Source organism: Streptomyces sp. NPDC012935, from assembly GCF_042900345.1.
Lineage (GTDB): Bacteria > Actinomycetota > Actinomycetes > Streptomycetales > Streptomycetaceae > Streptomyces.
On the sequence record NZ_JBIBBC010000020.1, the window covers coordinates 62,625 to 79,337 of the forward strand.

The 16,713-nt window shown below is 71.0% G+C and carries 14 protein-coding genes; 4 read left to right on the forward strand and 10 right to left on the reverse strand.

Features of this window, described 5'->3' with window-relative positions:
• Positions 1–34: 34 nt before the first annotated feature.
• The 3 genes from ACFY5C_RS34810 to ACFY5C_RS34820 form a co-directional block, all read right to left on the reverse strand.
• A complete protein-coding gene (locus tag ACFY5C_RS34810; protein ID WP_389452224.1) occupies positions 35–1,297 on the reverse strand; it encodes a CpaE family protein in 1,263 nt (420 codons plus the stop codon).
• A gap of 9 nt (positions 1,298–1,306) precedes the next feature.
• Positions 1,307–2,014, reverse strand: coding sequence for a Flp pilus assembly protein CpaB (cpaB, locus tag ACFY5C_RS34815; protein WP_389452227.1), 708 nt, complete (start codon positions 2,012–2,014; stop codon positions 1,307–1,309).
• Positions 2,015–2,099: 85 nt separating this feature from the next.
• Positions 2,100–2,906, reverse strand: coding sequence for a hypothetical protein (locus tag ACFY5C_RS34820; RefSeq protein WP_389452434.1), 807 nt, complete (start codon positions 2,904–2,906; stop codon positions 2,100–2,102).
• A 243-nt stretch (positions 2,907–3,149) separates the two neighbouring features.
• Between ACFY5C_RS34820 and ACFY5C_RS34825 the strand changes: the two genes are divergently transcribed.
• Positions 3,150–4,829 (forward strand): chitinase, encoded by a 1,680-nt coding sequence (locus ACFY5C_RS34825; protein ID WP_389452230.1) that lies wholly within the window; start codon positions 3,150–3,152, stop codon positions 4,827–4,829.
• Positions 4,830–4,844: 15 nt separating this feature from the next.
• Here the strand turns inward: ACFY5C_RS34825 and ACFY5C_RS34830 are convergent, their stop codons facing one another.
• A complete protein-coding gene (locus ACFY5C_RS34830) occupies positions 4,845–5,291 on the reverse strand; it encodes a hypothetical protein (RefSeq protein ID WP_389452233.1) in 447 nt (148 codons plus the stop codon).
• Positions 5,292–5,425: 134 nt separating this feature from the next.
• Here ACFY5C_RS34830 and ACFY5C_RS34835 point away from each other — a divergent pair, with 134 nt between their 5' ends.
• Together ACFY5C_RS34835 and ACFY5C_RS34840 are read left to right on the forward strand one after the other, a co-directional pair.
• Positions 5,426–5,941 (forward strand): SigE family RNA polymerase sigma factor, encoded by a 516-nt coding sequence (locus ACFY5C_RS34835; protein ID WP_389452236.1) that lies wholly within the window; start codon positions 5,426–5,428, stop codon positions 5,939–5,941.
• A gap of 61 nt (positions 5,942–6,002) precedes the next feature.
• A complete protein-coding gene (locus tag ACFY5C_RS34840) occupies positions 6,003–7,253 on the forward strand; it encodes a hypothetical protein (protein WP_389452239.1) in 1,251 nt (416 codons plus the stop codon).
• Here the strand turns inward: ACFY5C_RS34840 and ACFY5C_RS34845 are convergent.
• The 4 genes from ACFY5C_RS34845 to ACFY5C_RS34860 all read right to left on the reverse strand — a co-directional run bounded on the left by ACFY5C_RS34845 (position 7,250) and on the right by ACFY5C_RS34860 (position 12,667).
• On the reverse strand, positions 7,250–8,569 hold the full coding sequence (locus ACFY5C_RS34845; RefSeq protein ID WP_389452242.1) for an Nramp family divalent metal transporter: 1,320 nt from the start codon (positions 8,567–8,569) through the stop codon (positions 7,250–7,252). The genes ACFY5C_RS34840 and ACFY5C_RS34845 overlap by 4 nt on opposite strands.
• A 66-nt stretch (positions 8,570–8,635) precedes the next feature.
• On the reverse strand, positions 8,636–9,127 hold the full coding sequence (locus tag ACFY5C_RS34850; RefSeq protein WP_389452245.1) for an ATP-binding protein: 492 nt from the start codon (positions 9,125–9,127) through the stop codon (positions 8,636–8,638).
• A gap of 98 nt (positions 9,128–9,225) precedes the next feature.
• The gene (locus ACFY5C_RS34855; RefSeq protein WP_389452248.1) at positions 9,226–10,140 is read right to left on the reverse strand and encodes an anti-sigma factor RsbA family regulatory protein; all 915 of its coding nucleotides are present in this window, start codon (positions 10,138–10,140) and stop codon (positions 9,226–9,228) included.
• Positions 10,141–10,204: 64 nt separating this feature from the next.
• Complete coding sequence (locus tag ACFY5C_RS34860) at positions 10,205–12,667, reverse strand: ATP-binding protein (protein ID WP_389452251.1); 2,463 nt, start codon at positions 12,665–12,667, stop codon at positions 10,205–10,207.
• 382 nt (positions 12,668–13,049) lie between these two features.
• Here ACFY5C_RS34860 and ACFY5C_RS34865 point away from each other — a divergent pair, with 382 nt between their 5' ends.
• Complete coding sequence (locus ACFY5C_RS34865; RefSeq protein WP_389452254.1) at positions 13,050–14,399, forward strand: M14 family metallopeptidase; 1,350 nt, start codon at positions 13,050–13,052, stop codon at positions 14,397–14,399.
• Between the two features lie 4 nt (positions 14,400–14,403).
• On the opposite strand, the gene ACFY5C_RS34870 is transcribed toward ACFY5C_RS34865, so the two are convergent.
• Both ACFY5C_RS34870 and ACFY5C_RS34875 read right to left on the reverse strand, forming a co-directional pair.
• Positions 14,404–15,027: a hypothetical protein gene (locus tag ACFY5C_RS34870; protein ID WP_389452257.1), complete on the reverse strand. Its 624-nt coding sequence runs from the start codon at positions 15,025–15,027 to the stop codon at positions 14,404–14,406.
• Positions 15,028–15,204: 177 nt separating this feature from the next.
• Positions 15,205–16,683 (reverse strand): GntP family permease, encoded by a 1,479-nt coding sequence (locus ACFY5C_RS34875; RefSeq protein WP_389452436.1) that lies wholly within the window; start codon positions 16,681–16,683, stop codon positions 15,205–15,207.
• Positions 16,684–16,713 lie beyond the last annotated feature (30 nt).

Genomic DNA, 16,713 nt, shown 5'->3' on the forward strand with positions numbered 1-16,713 from the left:
TCCTCGCTGAGCCGACGCTTCTCCCCCCGCCCCCTCACCTCCCGATCTCCTTGCGGCGCCGGAAGGTCAGTGCGGTCCGGTCCCCGCCCCGTGCCCGCCCGCCCCGGCGCGGCGCGGCTCCCTCGGTGCCCTTGACCAGCCCCAGTTCCCCCGCGAGTGCCCACAGGGCCTGCTTGACCGTCCCCCTGTTGTCCAGCTCGTGCACCCGGCCGGCATCGACCGCGCCCTGGAGTTCCTTGAAGTTGGCGGGGATCGCGGTGGCCGCGACCGACGTGCCGGTGATCCGCTGGATCAGGGCGGGCTGGATCTCCGTACCGCGCGAGTGGCGGTTGACGACGATCATGGTCTCCTCCGCCTTGCGGATCTGCAGGCGGTCCCACATCCGGACCGTACGCTTTGCGCCGCGCACCGCGACCACGTCCGGGGTGGTGACGAGGAGGGCCGTGTCGGCCATCTCCACGGCGGCCGCGCTCGCGCCGCTCAGTTGGGCGCCGCAGTCGACGACGACGACCTCGTAGCGGGAGCGCAGTGCGGTGACGACATGGCGGGCGGCGCGGTCGGTGACCTCCTCGCCGCGTTCGCCGTCGCCGGGGGCGAGGAGCAGGGCCACCCCCGTGTCGTGCCGGAACACCGCGTCCGCCAGCACGCGCGGCGTGATGTCGCTGATGGCGGCGAGGTCGACGACCGAGCGGCGGAACTGGATGTCCAGGTAGGAGGCGATGTCGCCGGTCTGCAGGTCCATGTCGAGCAGGGCGGTGCTGCGGCCCGACGCCTGGGCTGCGAGCGCCAGTTGGATGGCCGTGAGGGTGGCCCCCACGCCTCCCTTCGCGCCGCTCACCGTCACGACGGTGCCGCCGACGCCGCTGAACACATCGCCGCCGGCGCCCAGATGACGCCGTACGCCCACCGACCACTGGGCGACCGCGTGGACGCGGCTGGCCAGCTCCTCGTAGTGCAGCGGCAGGGCGACCAGGCCCCGGGCGCCGTAGTCCATGGCGGCCTGGAAGAGGCCGGGGCTCGCGTCGGACGTCACGAGGATGACGCCCACCGCCGGGAAGCGCAGGGCGACCTCCCGGATGAGCTCCAGGGCCGGGACGGGGCCGATGCGTTCGTGGACGACGACGACCTCGGGCAGTTCGTCGATGGACTCGGAGGCCAGGCGTGCGAGGGTGTCGACGAGCTGGGTGGAGTCGGTCACCGGGGCCACCGGCTCGGCGTCGGGGAGCTGGCTGAGCAGCGTCGTGAGGGACCGGACCGCGTCCGCGTCGCCGACGGCCGGGAGGATCCTCGTGGGCATGGGGGCCTCTCACTTGTCCTTGGCGAGTTCGTAGGTGCGGTCCGTCGCGGGGATGTCGGAGTCGGCGCCGGGTGCCACCAGGGCGAGCCGGACCTCGTCGGCGAAGGACTCGGCGTACGTGATGCGCTGGGCGTCGACGGTGCGCAGGGCGAAGGTGATCGGGACGGCCTCGGTGGGCTGCCGGTCCCGGTCGTCCGCGTCGGGTCGCAGGGACGTCAGCTCGCCCACGTCGATGACCCGGGCGTTCGCGACGATGAGCTTGGACTGGTCGGGGTCGCCGTCGCGCTGCCCCTCGAAGGTGGCGTAGACGTTGACCGTGGAGCCCGGGGTGATCTTGCCGGCCACGCCCGTGGCCGCGTCGATCATGATGGCCAGTTCCTGCTCTCCCTGCTGGAGGGCGGGCTGGTCGACGATCATGTCGCTCTGCAGCAGGGAGCCTTCGAGGAGTCTCGTGACGGCGATCTTGCCCTGGATCTCACGGAGGTCGGTGACCGCGTTCGCGGAGAGCCACCGCTCGGGCATCTCGGTCTTCTCGAACTGGGCCGCGCTGAGCGGGGTGTAGGGATCCACGTTCCGCTTGAGCCGGTACGCGGTGACCTCTGGCCCGACCTTGGACTTCACGTCGTTGATGACGGACAGGACACCGGCGAAGGCGCCGAGGGCGCAGACGACCGACAGGAGCAGGAGTATCACGCCGCGGCGCTGACGGGAGTTCATGCCGTGCAACCTCATTGGGGGAATCGGTCGGGTGCGGTCGGAGTGGGGTCGGGGTCGGGGGCTGCCGAGAGGGACCGGGTGCCGGTCAGCCCGCGCGGGCCGGTTGCTCGTGGGTGGGCGGGATGGCGGAGCAGAAGACGCAGCGATCGCCGATGACGTCGATGCCGCACCAGTGACAGGAGTTCTGCCGTACCGAGGTGACGAGCTGGTAGAGCACCGAGAGGTCGGGCAGGTAGGCGCAGAACTCGATCAGCCGGGGTGTCCCCCACCAGGTCGTCGACTCGGCGGGCAGGACCACCTCGCGCAGGCCCTGCGCGTTCCAGGTCTTGGCGAGGCCTGTGACCCAGTCGGACTGGAGCTGGCCCTGGGCGACGAGCATCGAGGTGCCGAACTCCGGGCCGGGGAGGGTCGCTCCGGGGGCGATGCGGACGAGTTGCGGAGCCGGGTGGGCGAGGACGCCGAACTGGCTGCCCGGCATCCAGGACTTGGCGTGCGACTTCAGGTCCACGGGGACGCGGTCCAGCTTGGCGACTGAGCCGAGGAGGGCTCCGGCGTGGAGGTAGTGGGTGAGCAGCCGGCCGGCCGAGGCGAGGACCCCGGGGCTGAGGTCGCAGGAGGCCAGCTGCCGCAACTGGCGGGCCAGGACGGCGAGTCCGAGCGGGGGCAGTCCGGGGCGGAACACGGCGATACGGTCGCTCTCCAGCAGGGACCGTACGGTGTGCAGTCGCTGCTGGACGCCGCGGGGAACGGCCTGCGAGCAGACGACCACTACGTGCCCGTGCTGCTCGATCAGTGTCTGCATGCCCGCCAACGACCGCTCAAGGGGCTCCCGGTCGAGGTCCTGGAGTACGACGGCGGGCACGGTTCGCTCGTCCTGCGCCGGTAGCGCCATGTCGGCGCTGGTCACGGCAATGGCAGTTGGCACGCGCAGCTCCCCGGTGACTTCATTGCGTGACTGTCTCAGCACTGTATCCACGGCTCGATGGCCGGAGAACAGCTTCTCTCCAGCCGAGAAGCAACTGGTCTCGTACAACTCACGCCAAAACGGGGCAGGTTGCGCACACGATTTCTCCACCACCTGAATCTCTTGACAGGTGAATTGGTCTGGACCAAGTTGTTGGACATGCCTCTTGTCATGTCCATACGCAGTAGATTCCGGGCAGGAGCGGTCACCGCCGCCCTCGCCCTCGCCTTCCTCCCCGCGGGCCACGCATCCGCCGCGGACGTCAACAACGCCAAGAACGCCGGCTTCGAGTCCGGCCTGAGCAACTGGACGTGTTCCGCGAACAGCGGCACGACCGTCTCCTCTCCGGTGCACGGCGGCTCGACCGCACTGAAGGCGACACCGGCCGGGCAGGACAACGCCCGCTGCAGCCAGACGGTGGCCGTCAAGCCCAACTCGACCTACACGCTGAGCGCCTGGGTCCAGGGCGGCTACACCTACCTCGGCGTCACCGGCACGGGCACGACGGACGTGTCGACCTGGACACCGGACTCGGCGTCGTGGAAGCAGCTGTCGACCACCTTCAGCACCGGCTCCTCGACGACCTCCGTGACCCTCTACACGCACGGCTGGTACGGGCAGGCCGCGTACTACGCGGACGACGTGTCGGTGTACGGCCCCGACGGCGGCGGGGGCACCGACCCCTCCCCCACGATCCCCGGCGCGCCGAGCGGGCTGACGGTCTCGGGCACGACCGCCTCGTCCGTCTCGCTGGCCTGGAACACCGTCTCGGGCGCCACCGGTTACAACGTCTACCGCAGCGGCACCAAGGTCACGGCGGTCACCGGCACCTCCGCGACCGTGACCGGGCTCGCGGCCTCGACGTCGTACTCCTTCCAGGTCACGGCCACCAACGCGGCCGGTGAGTCGCCGAAGTCGGCCGCCGTCACAGGCACGACGAACAACCCGACCGGACCGGGCCCGGCCCTGCCCAAGCACGCGGTGACCGGCTACTGGCAGAACTTCAACAACGGCGCCACGGTCCAGGAGCTCGCCGACGTGCAGTCCCAGTACGACATCATCGCCGTCGCCTTCGCGGACGCGACCTCGACGCCGGGCGCGGTGACGTTCAACCTGGACTCGGCCGGCCTGGGCGGCTACACGGTCGACCAGTTCAAGGCGGACATCCGGGCGAAGCAGGCGGCCGGGAAGAAGGTCATCGTCTCGGTGGGCGGCGAGCGCGGCACGGTCGCGGTGAACGACGCCGCCTCGGCGACGAACTTCGCGAACTCCGTGCACTCCCTGATGCAGACCTACGGCTTCGACGGCGTCGACATCGACCTGGAGAACGGCCTCAACGCCACCTACATGACGCAGGCCCTGCGGTCACTGTCGGCCAAGGCCGGCTCGTCCCTGATCATCACGATGGCCCCGCAGACCATCGACATGCAGTCGACGTCGAACTCGTACTTCCAGACGGCCCTGAACATCAAGGACATCCTCACGGTCGTCAACATGCAGTACTACAACAGCGGTTCGATGCTGGGCTGCGACGGCAAGGTCTACAGCCAGGGCTCGGTGGACTTCCTGACCGCCCTGGCCTGCATCCAGCTGGAGGGCGGCCTGGCCCCGTCCCAGGTGGGTCTGGGCCTGCCGGCGTCGACGCGGGGCGCGGGCAGCGGGTACGTGGCGCCGTCCGTCGTGAACAACGCCCTGGACTGCCTGGCCAAGGGCACGGGGTGCGGTTCCTTCAAGCCGTCCAGGACCTATCCCGACCTTCGCGGCGCGATGACCTGGTCGACGAACTGGGACGCGACGGCGGGCAACGCCTGGTCGAACGCGGTGGGACCGCACGTGCACGGGCTGCCGTAGCAGCGCCGGACGCCGTCAGCCCATCGGTCGGTAGTGGCCAAGTACCCAGGCCAGCTGCGGGAACCACTCCTGCAGCCGCGTCCTGGGCTTGGCCTCCACCACGCACTCGTAGAACCGGCCGTCCATGTGGACCACGGCGACCATCAGCGCCTTGCCGTCGGGGCTCGCCTTGTAGTGGACGCCGCGGATCTCGGGCCAGCGGAACTCGATCGTGAGACCGGACATCTCGAAGACGACACCGGAGGGGTCGACGACGACCGCGTTGCGCCTGTCCACGGCCAGGAACTCCGGGCCTGCCGGAACCGGCTGAGGCGGCACCGGTTGGGGCGGCACCGGTTGGCCCTGGACCGGTTGGCCCGGGACCGGGGTGTACGGGCCCTGCGCGGGCGGGTGCTGCGGCGCATACTGCGGTGGGGGCGGACCGAAGCCCGGCACGGGCGGTGGGGGTGGCTGCTCTGTCATCCGTCGGGTCCTCGGTCCTGTCCTTGCCCTGGCTGTGAACTTCTCGGCGCTGCGGTGAAACATTCTCCCTGCCCCGCCGCATCAGTGAAGTGAGGGCCTCACCGACGGCCGGCACGCAGCAGCAGGGGGACGGCATGAGACAGGCCCGCGCCGACGACTACGCGGAGTTCGCGGTGGCCAGGGCCGGGCATCTGTACCGGTCCGCCTGTCTGCTGACCGCCGGGGACACCCACCTCGCCGAGGACCTCGTCCAGGAGACCCTCGGCCGGATCTACGTCCGCTGGGGACGGGTGTCCCGGGTGGACAACCCGGCCGGGTACGCGCAGACGGTCCTCACCCGCGCCTTCCTCGCCCACCAGCGCCGGCGCAGCAGCACCGAGCGCGCCACGGACACGTTCCCCGACCGGCCGGCGGACGACGGCGGCCACGGTGACCCGTCGCTGCGGCTGACCCTGCTGCAGGCGCTCGCCCGGCTGCCCGCCAAGGACCGGGCCGTGGTCGTCCTGCGGTACTGGGAGGACCGGTCCGTGCAGGAGACCGCCGACGTGCTGAACGCCAGTTCCGCGGCGGTGCGGACGCGGTGCACCAGGGCGCTCGGCCGGCTGCGGGAGCTGCTGGGCGAGGACCTCGGCGAGTACGCGGCTCCCTGACCCACGGCCCCCCTTTCCCGACCCGACCTCGACCCCGACCCTGAGAAACGGTGGTTTCGCCATGCCTGTGGAACACGACGAGGAGCAGTTCGAGGGGCGGCTCGGTCACGCCCTGCACGACGCCGGTGCCCGCTTCGACACCGACCGGACCGTGCTGGTCGCCGCCGGTCTCACGCGGGGCCGTCGGCTGCGGTTCAGGCGGCGGGCCGCGATGGCGGGCGGCGTGGCCGGGATCGCCCTCGTGGGGGTGGGCGGGGCGCTGCTGGTGCCGTGGGGCGGCGCCCCCGCCCCGCAGCCCTCGAGCTCCGGCGTGGCCGACCAGCCGTCCGGCACACCGGCCCCCGCTCCCGTGACGGCCCGCGAACTCATCGCGACCCTCGAAGACCTGCTCCCCGAGGGCAAGGTCAGCGCGCAGGAGGCCCGGGGCGCCGCGGACGGGCAGGTGCCGCCGTACGTCCGCCTCGTCCACGACGACGGCAAGGGACCCGCGGCCGTCGGCGTCAGCCTGAACCGGATCGAGCCCGGCAGCGACCAGGCCCGGCAGACCACCGACTGTCCGGACAAGGCACTTGTCCCGCACGACAGTTGTGTCTCCACGCGGCTGTCCGACGGCTCCCTGCTCAAGCTGTTCCAGGGCTACGAGTATCCCGACCGGCGCGTCGACACCAAGCTGTGGTCGGCCGACCTGCTCACCCCGACCGGACAGCACATCTCGGTCAGCGAGTGGAACGCGGCCGCCGAGAAGGACGCACCGGTCAGCAGGAGCGAACCGCCCCTGTCCACCGACCGGTTGAGGGAGCTGGTGACGGCCGACATCTGGCGCGGGTACGTCGACTCCATTCCCGAGGACCCGAAGAAGCCGACGGCGACGGCCGCGCCGAGCGCCCCCGCCGAGCCGACGGTCGAGGCGGTCCTGGGCACGCTCGTGCCGCTGCTGCCCAAGAACGCGAAGGTCGTCGAGAAGGGCAGCGACTACTCGTACGTCGTGGTCGACGACGGCAAGGGCAGGAGCTACGTCCAGATCGACGTCCAGCACGGCATGGGAGACGTGGCCGGCGAGCTCTTCGGCGACGACGCCGAGGAGCTGCCCGACGGCACCTTGGTCTCCTTCCGGCCGAGCAGCGGCGACAAGGGTGTCGACGGCGCCGTGATGTGGACCCTCGACACGCTGCGCACGGACGGCTTCCGCGTCGCCGTCAGCGCCTTCAACGCCGGGACCCAGCACGAGGCCCCCAGCCGCGAGACCCCCGCCCTGACCGAGGAGCAGCTACGGGAGATCGCCCTCAGCCCGCAGTGGGACGCGTTCCGTTAGAAGAAGTCCGCCCACGGCTGGTCCCAGATCTGCTTCACGCACAGCACCAGGAACAGCAGGCCCGCGATGGCCAGCATGACGTTGCTGAGCGGCCCGTTGCGCCACTGGGCCGGTGTGCGGGAGGAGTTGAGGAGCCAGATCAGCGTGCCGGCGAGGAAGGGCAGGAAGGCGGCGCCCAGCACGCCGTAGATGATGATCAGGCGGAAGGGCTCGCCCTGGAAGAGCAGGACGATGGGCGGGAAGGTCAGCCAGAGCAGGTAGGCGCGGAAGGGCCAGGAGCGCTCCCGCTCACCGGAGGCGACCTTCTCGCCCTTCAGCGCCTCGCGGGTGCGGTAGCGGGTCACGAAGTCCGCGAACATCAGGCTCACACCGTGCCAGACGCCGATCAGGGAGGTGAAGGAGGTGGCGAAGAAGCCGATCAGGAAGAACTTGGCCGTCGCCGTGCCGTATTCATCCTCCAGGATGTCACCGAGCTGGATCAGGCCCTTGTCACCGCTGGCGATGGCGACGTTCGCGGAGTGCAGCAGCTCGGCGCCGACGAAGAGCATCGCGATGACGAAGATGCCGGTGGTGGCGTAGGCGACGCGGTTGTCCAGCCGCATGACCTTCATCCAGCCGGTGTCCGTCCAGCCCTTGGCGTTGACCCAGTAGCCGTACGCGGCAAGGGTGATGGTGCCGCCGACGCCGCCGATGAGGCCGAGGGTGTTGAGGATCGAGTCCTGCTCGTCGGGCAGGACGGGCAGCAGGCCCGCGAAGGCGTCGCCGAGGTTGGGTGTCACGCGGATCGCCAGGTACACCGTCACCACGAACATGACGCCGACCAGGACCGTCATGACCTTCTCGAAGACGGCGTACTTGTTGAACCAGACGAAGACCAGGCCGACCAGCCCGCACGCCACGCCCCACCATTCGAGGTCCATCACGTTCGGGAACAGCGCCTGCAGCGGCAGCGCACTCGACGACATCGCCGCCGCGCCGTAGACGAAGCCCCAGATCACGACGTAGACCGCGAAGAACCACGTGGTCCAGCGGCCCAGGCTCGCCCAGCCGTCGAAGAGGGTGCGGCCGGTGGACAGGTGCCAGCGGCCCGCCGCCTCGGCCAGGGAGATCTTGACCAGGCAACCGAGGATCGCGGCCCAGAGCAGGGTGTAGCCGAAGTTGCTGCCCGCGATGAGGGTGGCGACCAGGTCGCCGGCCCCGACGCCGGTCGCGGCGACGACGATGCCGGGGCCGATGTACCGCCAACTGGACTTACGTGGCCGGGATTCCGCCTCGCCGACCTGTGATGCCGCTGTGTTTCCCGTGGTGTCCGCCATGAGGGTCAAGAAATCTCAAAGCTGCCGGGGGGACAAGAGGGCGTGCGCGATCTCCACCCAATGTGCTCACCAGGGTTTGAAGCCGCAGTCGTCCGACCCGCAGGTGCCGAGCTCGAACCACACGGTCTTGCCCGGCCCGTCCTGATGACAGCCCCAGCGCCTGGAGAGCGCATCCACCAGGAACATCCCGCGGCCGCTCTCCGAGTCCCCCGCGTCCAGCACGGCCGGCACGCGGCTGCCGCCGTCGCTGACCTCGCAGCGCAGGATGCCGTGCGCGGCGAACAGGGTGAGCCGGAAGCGGCTCGCCGAGTGCCGTACGGCGTTCGTGGCCAGCTCGCTCACCAGCAGCTCGGCCACGTCCACCAGCTCGTCGCGGTCCGTGAGCCCCCACCCCTCCAGCTGCCGCCGGACCTCCGCCCGGGCCTCACGCACAGCGGTGGGACGGGGGTCGTACTCGACGCTCAGGTGTCCTGCTCCCAGGGGCGGTTGGGGATAGGAGCCGAACGAGCCGTACTGGGGACCGGGATCCGGGAAGCGCGCCCCGTGGAGGTGCAGCATGGGTCCACAGTGACGCGGGCGGGGGTAGCGCACACGGGGAGGAATACCCGATTCCATACCTGCACCCGGTCGCCCCCCGAGGGGCTCCGCAGGCGCCGCTACCCGTACTGCAGCCGTACGCTCGTCCCCTCCCCCTCGTCGCGTACGTCCACGTACGCGCACACCTGCCGGGCGAACCACAGCCCCTGCCCGGGTTCCAGTTCCGCGCTCGGCGGCGGTACGAAGCCGGCCAGCGGGTCGTCCACGCGGCGGGTCGTGCGCAGTTCGCACACGCACGCCGGGGCCTCGCCCCACAGCAGGGCACCGTCCAGCGGGCCGAGCGCGGCGGCCGCCTCGGTGACCGCCAGGGCGAACAGCTCCGCGTCCGCGGCGGTCAGCCCGTGCGCGGCCGCCCAGCCGCGGACCGCGTCGGCCGTGGCCGCCGGGCCGGCAAGCCGCTCGGCATCGGCGGGAAGCGGTGGCAGCGGTACGGCGTCGAGTTCGGCGGCGAGCCGGACCGGGTCCTCGTACACGTCGGTGTCGGGGTGGGCGCGGCGGGCGGCGGCGACGATGGCCGGGCCCGCCACGCGGGCGTCGTAGGCGCACAGGGCCGTCGTCGCGAGCGGGGCGAAGAGCAGGTTGGCGAGGGCCTCGTAGCGGATCCACTCGGCGGTCTCCCGCGGGGAGCGGCCCGCGCGGCCGCCCCAGACGGGCTCCATGAGCAGATGGATACGGCCGCCGGGGCCGGCGTTCGCCGCGAGGTAACCGGCGCCCTGGGCCACCGCGTTGGCGGCGGAGCCGGTGTACCACTCCGTGTGCGGGACGAGGCCGACGCTCTTGGCGTCGCTGCCGAGGGCGTCGCGCAGGAGGTCCAGGTTGTCGGGGGCGGCGATGGCGACGGGCGCGGGTTCGCCGGGAGCGGCGAGGGCTTCGGTGAGGAAGGGCAGGGCCGCGGCGAGGAACTCGTCGTCGGCCGCGAAGACGGCCATGCGGTGGTCGAAGTGGCTGGGGCGTAGGGCCGGTTGGGTGGTCATGGGGGTGCTCTCCTCGGGGCTGGTTGTCGGGGCGAAGATGCCGAGGGCCCGATGGCCGGGCGTCTCAGCGTTGGGCCGCCACCCAGACCGCGATCTGGCTGCGGTTGCTGAAGCCGAGCTTGCCGAGGATGCGTTCCACATGGCCTTCGGCGGTGCGGCGGGCGATGACCAGGCGGTCGGCGATCTGCTGGTTGGCGAGTCCCTGGGCGACGAGTTCGGCGACCTCGGTCTCGCGGCGGGTGAGGCGGACGCCGGCCGTGGCATGGGGGAATCCGGGACGGCCGGCGTTCGGTTTGCTCGGGTCGCAGGGCCGGCTCGGCAGTCTGCGGTCGTGCACGGCGTAGTCGACCGTCCCCGCGAGGTCGAGGCCGAGGCCGCGCTCGTACGCCCGTCGGAAGCCGGGTGGGCCCAGCGCCTCACGGGCCCGGGTCTCGCTGTCGCGGCGGGTGGACTTCAGGGCCGCCGATCCCCAGCGGTCACGGTCGATGCCGGCCCAGGTGTGGTCGGCGGCGCCCAGCAGGACGGCGGCCCGCTCATGGGCGCCCGTCTCCGCGGCGACGCGGGCCAGCAGGTCGAGGGTGAGGGCGATGCCGGTGACATCGTGGACGGCGAGTTTGAGGCGCAGTGCGTGGCGGGCGTGGTGTTCGGCCCGGTGCCAGTCGCCCCGCACGGTGTGGGCCAGGGCGAGCATCCGCAGCACGTACGAGTGCACCCACTCCTCGCCGTGCAGTTCGCACATCCGGCGGGCCCGCTCGCAGACCTCGACGGCGCGGTCCGCCTCGCCCAGGAAGCACAGGGTGCAGGCGAGTTCGACCTGGTCGAGGCCGTACAGGCTGAGGTGCTGGCCGGGGGCGGGGCCGCGGACGACGCTCGCCTCGAAGTGCTTCAGCGCGGTCGGCAGGTCGTCCATGAACAGGGTGATGACCCCGATGACGTACTCGGCGTGCGCAGCCTCCGCCTCGTCGTCGAGGTCTTCGGCCAGGGCGTGGGCGTCCCGGGCGAGGGCGAGGCCCGCGGTGAGGTTGTGGGTGGCGGCGGCGAGGAGTCCCGCGATCCACAGTCCGCGTGCGCGTTCCGGTGTCGGTTCCGGGTTGGCGGCCAGGGCGCGGTCCAGCCAGTGGCGGCCTTCGCGTGGGGCGCCGCATGCGTGCCAGTAGAACCACAGGGTGCCGGCGAGACGCAGGCCCGTGAGGCGTTCGCCCGGGGTGGTGAGGCTGAAGTCGAGGGCGGCGCGGAGGTTGTCCTGGTCGGCGCGGAGGCGGGCGACGATCTCGCGCTGCCCGGTGCCGAACCAGGCCCGCTCGTAGGCGGTGGCGCGCCGCAGCATCCAGTCCCGCTGGCGGCGGCGGGCTGCGGGCTCCTCGCCGGGGAGTCGGCGCAGCCGGTCCAGGCCGTAGTGGCGGAGGGTGTCGAGGAGGCGGTAGCGGGTGCCGTTCGGGCCGGACTCACGGGACAGTACGGACTTGTCGACGAGGCCGGCGATGGCGTCGAGGACGTCGTCACTCCGCAGCGCCGCCACGGACGCGACGGACACCACGGGAGCCACGGGAGCCACGGGAGCCACGGGAGCCACGGGAGCCACGGGAGCCACGGGAGGCAAGGACGCCCCCTCCGGGGAGGTCCCCTCCTGCGCACACACCACCTCCGACGTCTCCAGATCGAAGCTCCCCGCCAGGACCGACAACCGCGCCCACACCAACTGCTCCCGCTCGGTGCACAGTTCGTGGCTCCAGTCGACCGCCGCTCGCAGGGTCTGGTGGCGGGGCAGGGCCGCGGGGCTGCCGCCCGTCAGGAGGCGGTAGCGGTCGTCGAGGCGGTCCAGGAGCTGGTCGACGTCGAGGACGCGCATGCGGACCGCGGCGAGTTCGATGGCGAGGGGGAGGCCGTCGAGACGGCGGCAGAGGCGGGCGACGGCCGCGCGGTTGGCGGCGGTCAGGCGGAAGCCGGGGACCACGGCGGCGGCCCGGTCGGCGAAGAGGGCCAGGGCCGGGCAGCCCTCGGACGAGGACAGGTCGGCGTCCGGGTCGGGCACCGGCAGGGGGCGTACCTCCAGGAGGTGTTCCTCGGTGAGACCCAGGCGGTGACGGCTGGTGGCGAGGATCCGTACGCCGGTCGTGCCGTGCAGCAGAGCCGCGGCGAGTTCGGCGCAGGCCGGCAGCAGGTGCTCGCAGTTGTCGACGAGCAGGAGCAGCCGACGGTCCCTCAGCTGTTCCACCAGCGCCCGAAGCGGCGGCTGCGCGGAGTGGTCGTGCAGGTCGAGCGCGTCGGCGGCGGCGAGCGGGACGAGCTCCGGATCGTCCAGGCCGGAGAGGTGCACGAAGCGCACGCCGTCCGGGAAGGTGCGCCGTACCCCGGCCGCGATCCGTGCGGCCAGGCGGGTCTTGCCGACGCCGCCGGGCCCGGTCAGCGTGACCAGCCGGGTCCTGGCCAGCAGCTCGCGACCGGCCGCGAGTTCGCCGCGCCGGTCGACGAAGCTGGTCGTCTCGACCGGCAGATGGTGGTCCCGTCGTGGCGCTGATCCGCCCATGACCAGCCGTTCCTGTGGGGGTGGTGTCGAAGGGAGCCGGGGAGTCCGGGGGTCGAGGGTAGGGGAGTCGGGGAAACGGAGGGTGCGCCGGTCCCCGCCATGCCGCCGCTCCCACCGCTCCCCCCTTGCGCGGAACCTCACCCTCCTCCGGCCCCGAGCCGGCACGCACACCCGGATCACACCCCCGGGTGGACTTCACACGGGACCGCTCCGGCCGGAACCGGCCCGCGTACACTGCGCGGCTGATTTTCGGGTGGTTCACGCCGACAACCAGAGTGTCGCCCTTGACCTGTGCATGCCACCGCCGGACGATGGGCGCCACACCCGCACCACGTCCGTACGTCGCACTGAACCCCACCCCCCACTCCCACAAGGAGAATTCATGCGACTTCGCATCCGCGGCTCAGGCGGCCGCAGCGGCAGACGTACTGCCGCTCTCGCCGCACTGCTCGCCCTCGCGCTCGCCGCGCCCCTTTCCGCGAACGTGTCCGCCAACGCCGACAGCGCTGCCAAGCCGGCCCCCTCGGCCGACGACGTCCGGCAGTACGAGGTCCACATCCACTCGACCGCCAAGGACCGCACCGCGCTTCAGCAGGCCGGCGTGACCGTGGACGAGGCCGACTCCCACGGCGTCGTCGTCTCCGGCCGGGCGGACCAGATCAAGAAGCTGAAGGCCCTCGGCTACGAGGTCACCCCGCTCGGGGCGGTCCCCGACCGGTCCGCCGGCGAGGACGACGTCCGCCTGCACGACTTCCCGTCCGGCGACTCGCGCTATCACAACTACGCGGAGATGACGGGCGAGATCAACTCGATCGTCTCGGCCAACTCCTCCATCGCGAGCCAGCGCGTCATCGGCACGTCGTACCAGGGCCGGAACATCGTCGCCATCAAGATCAGCGACAACGTGGCGAGCGACGAGGCCGAGCCCGAGGTGCTCTTCACGCACCATCAGCACGCTCGTGAGCACCTCACCGTCGAGATGGCGCTCTACCTGCTGCGCGAGCTGACCTCCGACTACGGCACCGACTCCCGGGTCACCAGCATGGTGAACAACCGCGAGATCTGGATCGTGCCCGACCTCAACCCGGACGGCGGGGAGTACGACATCGCCACCGGCTCGTACCGGTCATGGCGCAAGAACCGGCAGCCCAACTCGGGTTCGTCGGCGGTCGGGACCGACCTCAACCGGAACTGGGCCTATCGGTGGGGCTGCTGCGGCGGTTCCTCGGGGTCGGCGTCCTCGGACACCTACCGGGGCGCGTCCGCCGAGTCGGCGCCGGAGGTCAAGGTCGTCGCCAACTTCGTGCGCAGCCGGGTCGTCGGCGGCGTGCAGCAGATCAAGGCCGGGGTCGACTTCCACACGTACAGCGAGCTGGTGCTGTGGCCGTTCGGGTACACGTACTCCGACACCACCACCGGGATGACGGCCGACGACCGGAACGCGTTCGCGGCCGTCGGGCAGAAGATGGCGGCCAGCAACGGCTATACGGCCGAGCAGGCCAGTGACCTGTACATCACCGACGGGTCGATCGACGACTGGCTGTGGGGCAACCAGAAGATCTTCGCGTACACCTTCGAGATGTACCCGCGCTCCGGTGGCGGCGGCTTCTACCCGCCCGACGAGGTGATCGAGCGGGAGACGTCCCGGAACCGGGATGCGGTGCTGCAGCTGCTGGAGAACGCCGACTGCATGTACCGGTCGATCGGGAAGGAAGCCCAGTACTGCAGCTAGCTAGCTACTTGGCGTCGGCTGCCTCGACGTCCGCGTCCTCGACGTCCGCTCCCTCGACGGCGTCCGCCTCCTTGGCGTCCCCGTCCTCGAAGTAGGCGTCCAGGACCGCGTCGAGCTGCTCGTCCCACTCCTTGAAGCGGCTCCTGGCCGTCGCCTCGATCTCGATCGGGTACCAGCGGCGGTCAGGAGTGTGCACCGTGACGGTGTACCGCTTCCCGAAGCGCGGGGACTCCGTCTCGATCGCGCCGATCTCGTCCCAGTGGAACTCGCACTTCTGGTCGTCCAGGGAGAGCCGTACGCCCTTGTGGTCGACGACGATACGGGCCCGGCGGTCGGCGGCCTCGAAGACGGGTCCGGCGACAGGGGCGTCCTCATCGTCCTCATCGGCCTCGTCGTCGATGTCCGCCTCGTCCTCGTCGACGGCTTCGCGATCCGCCTCCTCGGAGTCCCTCACCTCGGCGTCCGTCTCCTCGGAGTCCGTCACACCGGAAGCGGCCTCCTCGGCGGTGGCCTCCTCCTTCACGCCTTTCGGCTTGGCGGACGCGGGTGACGTGAGCCCGGGGATGAAGGCCGGGTCGAACCCGGCGCCTTCCAGGGGCTGGCTGCCTGAACCTATGCGCTGCTCCACAGCGCAGCAGTATGGTCGACAACCCTGTGTCCCGCGCAACCAGCCCCCGCATCGTTACCGGAAGATTCACATGCGAGCGGCCCCCACCAGCGCAGCAGGGGCCACCGACTTTCCGCACCGCCGGGCGAACGCCCCGCTGCACGAACAGACCTACACGACAGACCTACACGAACAGACCTACACGAACAGACTCAGCACCGCCGCCACCACGAACCCGGCGACCGACAGCACGCTCTCCAGCACCGTCCACGTCTTCAACGTGTCCCGCTCACTGATGCCGAAGTACTTGGCGACGATCCAGAAGCCTCCGTCGTTGACGTGGGAGGCGAAGATCGAGCCGGCCGAGATGGCCATGATGACGAGGGCGACGAAGGGCTGGGAGTGGTCGCCCTCGGTGAGCAGGGGTGCGACGATGCCGGCCGTCGTGACGATCGCGACCGTGGCCGAGCCCTGGGCCACCCGCAGGACCAGCGAGATCAGGTAGGCGAGGACCAGCACGGGGAGGCCGACGTCGTTGAAGGTGTCGGACAGGGCCTGGGCCACGCCGCTGGCCTTGAGGATGGCGCCGAAGACGCCGCCTGCGCCGACGACCAGCAGGATGTTGCCGACCGGCTTGAGCGAGGAAGTCGACACCGTCTCGAGCGACTTGCGCGACCAGCCGCGGCGGATGCCCAGCAGGTAGTAGGCCAGGAGCAGCGCGATCGTCAAAGCCACGAACGGGTTGCCGAAGAACTCGATCACCGAGCGGGTGGTGGAGGGGTCCAGGGCGATCGAGGAGAACGTGGCCGCCAGGATCAGCACCAGCGGCGTACCGATGATGCCGAGCACCGTGCCGAGCGGGACGGGCGTCTCCCGGGGCTCGACCCCGGACGCACGCTGCTCGTCGATGACCGCCTGCTTCGCCTCGGCGGCCGCCTCGACCATGTCCTGCGGTACGGCGACGAAGATGCGCTTGCCGATCCATGCCGAGAACACCCACGCGGCCAGCACCGCCGGGATGCCGCAGACGATGCCCATGAGGATGACCCAGCCCAGCTGGACGTGGAGCAGACCGGCCGCCGCGACCGGACCGGGGTGCGGGGGCAGGAAGGCGTGGGTCATCGACAGGCCGGCCAGCAGCGGCAGGCAGTAGAGCAGGACCGACTTCCCCGAGCGCTTGGCGGCGGCGTACACGATCGGTGCGAGCACGAAGATGCCGACGTCGAAGAAGACTGGGATGCCGAAGATCAGGCCGGTCAGGCCCATGGCGAGAGGGGCTCGTTTCTCGCCGAAGAGGTTGAGCAGACGGGACGCCAACACCTCCGCGCCGCCGCTGACTTCGAGGATCGCGCCGAGCATGGTGCCCAGGCCGATGATGATCGCGACATGGCCGAGGATGCCGCCCATGCCGGACTCGATGGTGGACACCGCGTCCGACCGCTGGACCGTGCCGAAGAGTTCGGTGACCGACAGACCCGCCATCAGGCCGACGGCTATGGAGACGGCGAGGAGGGCCACGAAGGGCTGCAGGCGCACCTTGATGATCAGGAAGAGCAGGAGCGCGATGCCGATGGCGGCGACCGTGAGCAGTCCGGCCGTACCGTCGATGAGCAGGAGCAGACCGCCGGTGTGGGGTGGGGTCTCGGCGGGGGCCGATGCGGCGAGGGGGAAGGATATCGGGGACAAGGGGGGTCCTCTGGGTAAGTA

Coding starts and splice junctions, on each gene's coding strand:
- ACFY5C_RS34810 (WP_389452224.1), bottom strand. CDS start 1,297: ATGCCCACGAGGATCCTCCCGGCCGTCGGCGACGCGGACGCGGTCCGG.
- ACFY5C_RS34845 (WP_389452242.1), bottom strand. CDS start 8,569: ATGGCGGACACCACGGGAAACACAGCGGCATCACAGGTCGGCGAGGCG.
- ACFY5C_RS34855 (WP_389452248.1), bottom strand. CDS start 10,140: ATGACCACCCAACCGGCCCTACGCCCCAGCCACTTCGACCACCGCATG.
- ACFY5C_RS34865 (WP_389452254.1), top strand. CDS start 13,050: ATGCGACTTCGCATCCGCGGCTCAGGCGGCCGCAGCGGCAGACGTACT.
- ACFY5C_RS34840 (WP_389452239.1), top strand. CDS start 6,003: ATGCCTGTGGAACACGACGAGGAGCAGTTCGAGGGGCGGCTCGGTCAC.
- ACFY5C_RS34835 (WP_389452236.1), top strand. CDS start 5,426: ATGAGACAGGCCCGCGCCGACGACTACGCGGAGTTCGCGGTGGCCAGG.
- ACFY5C_RS34820 (WP_389452434.1), bottom strand. CDS start 2,906: ATGGCGCTACCGGCGCAGGACGAGCGAACCGTGCCCGCCGTCGTACTC.
- cpaB (WP_389452227.1), bottom strand. CDS start 2,014: ATGAACTCCCGTCAGCGCCGCGGCGTGATACTCCTGCTCCTGTCGGTC.
- ACFY5C_RS34850 (WP_389452245.1), bottom strand. CDS start 9,127: ATGCTGCACCTCCACGGGGCGCGCTTCCCGGATCCCGGTCCCCAGTAC.
- ACFY5C_RS34860 (WP_389452251.1), bottom strand. CDS start 12,667: ATGGGCGGATCAGCGCCACGACGGGACCACCATCTGCCGGTCGAGACG.
- ACFY5C_RS34830 (WP_389452233.1), bottom strand. CDS start 5,291: ATGACAGAGCAGCCACCCCCACCGCCCGTGCCGGGCTTCGGTCCGCCC.
- ACFY5C_RS34825 (WP_389452230.1), top strand. CDS start 3,150: ATGTCCATACGCAGTAGATTCCGGGCAGGAGCGGTCACCGCCGCCCTC.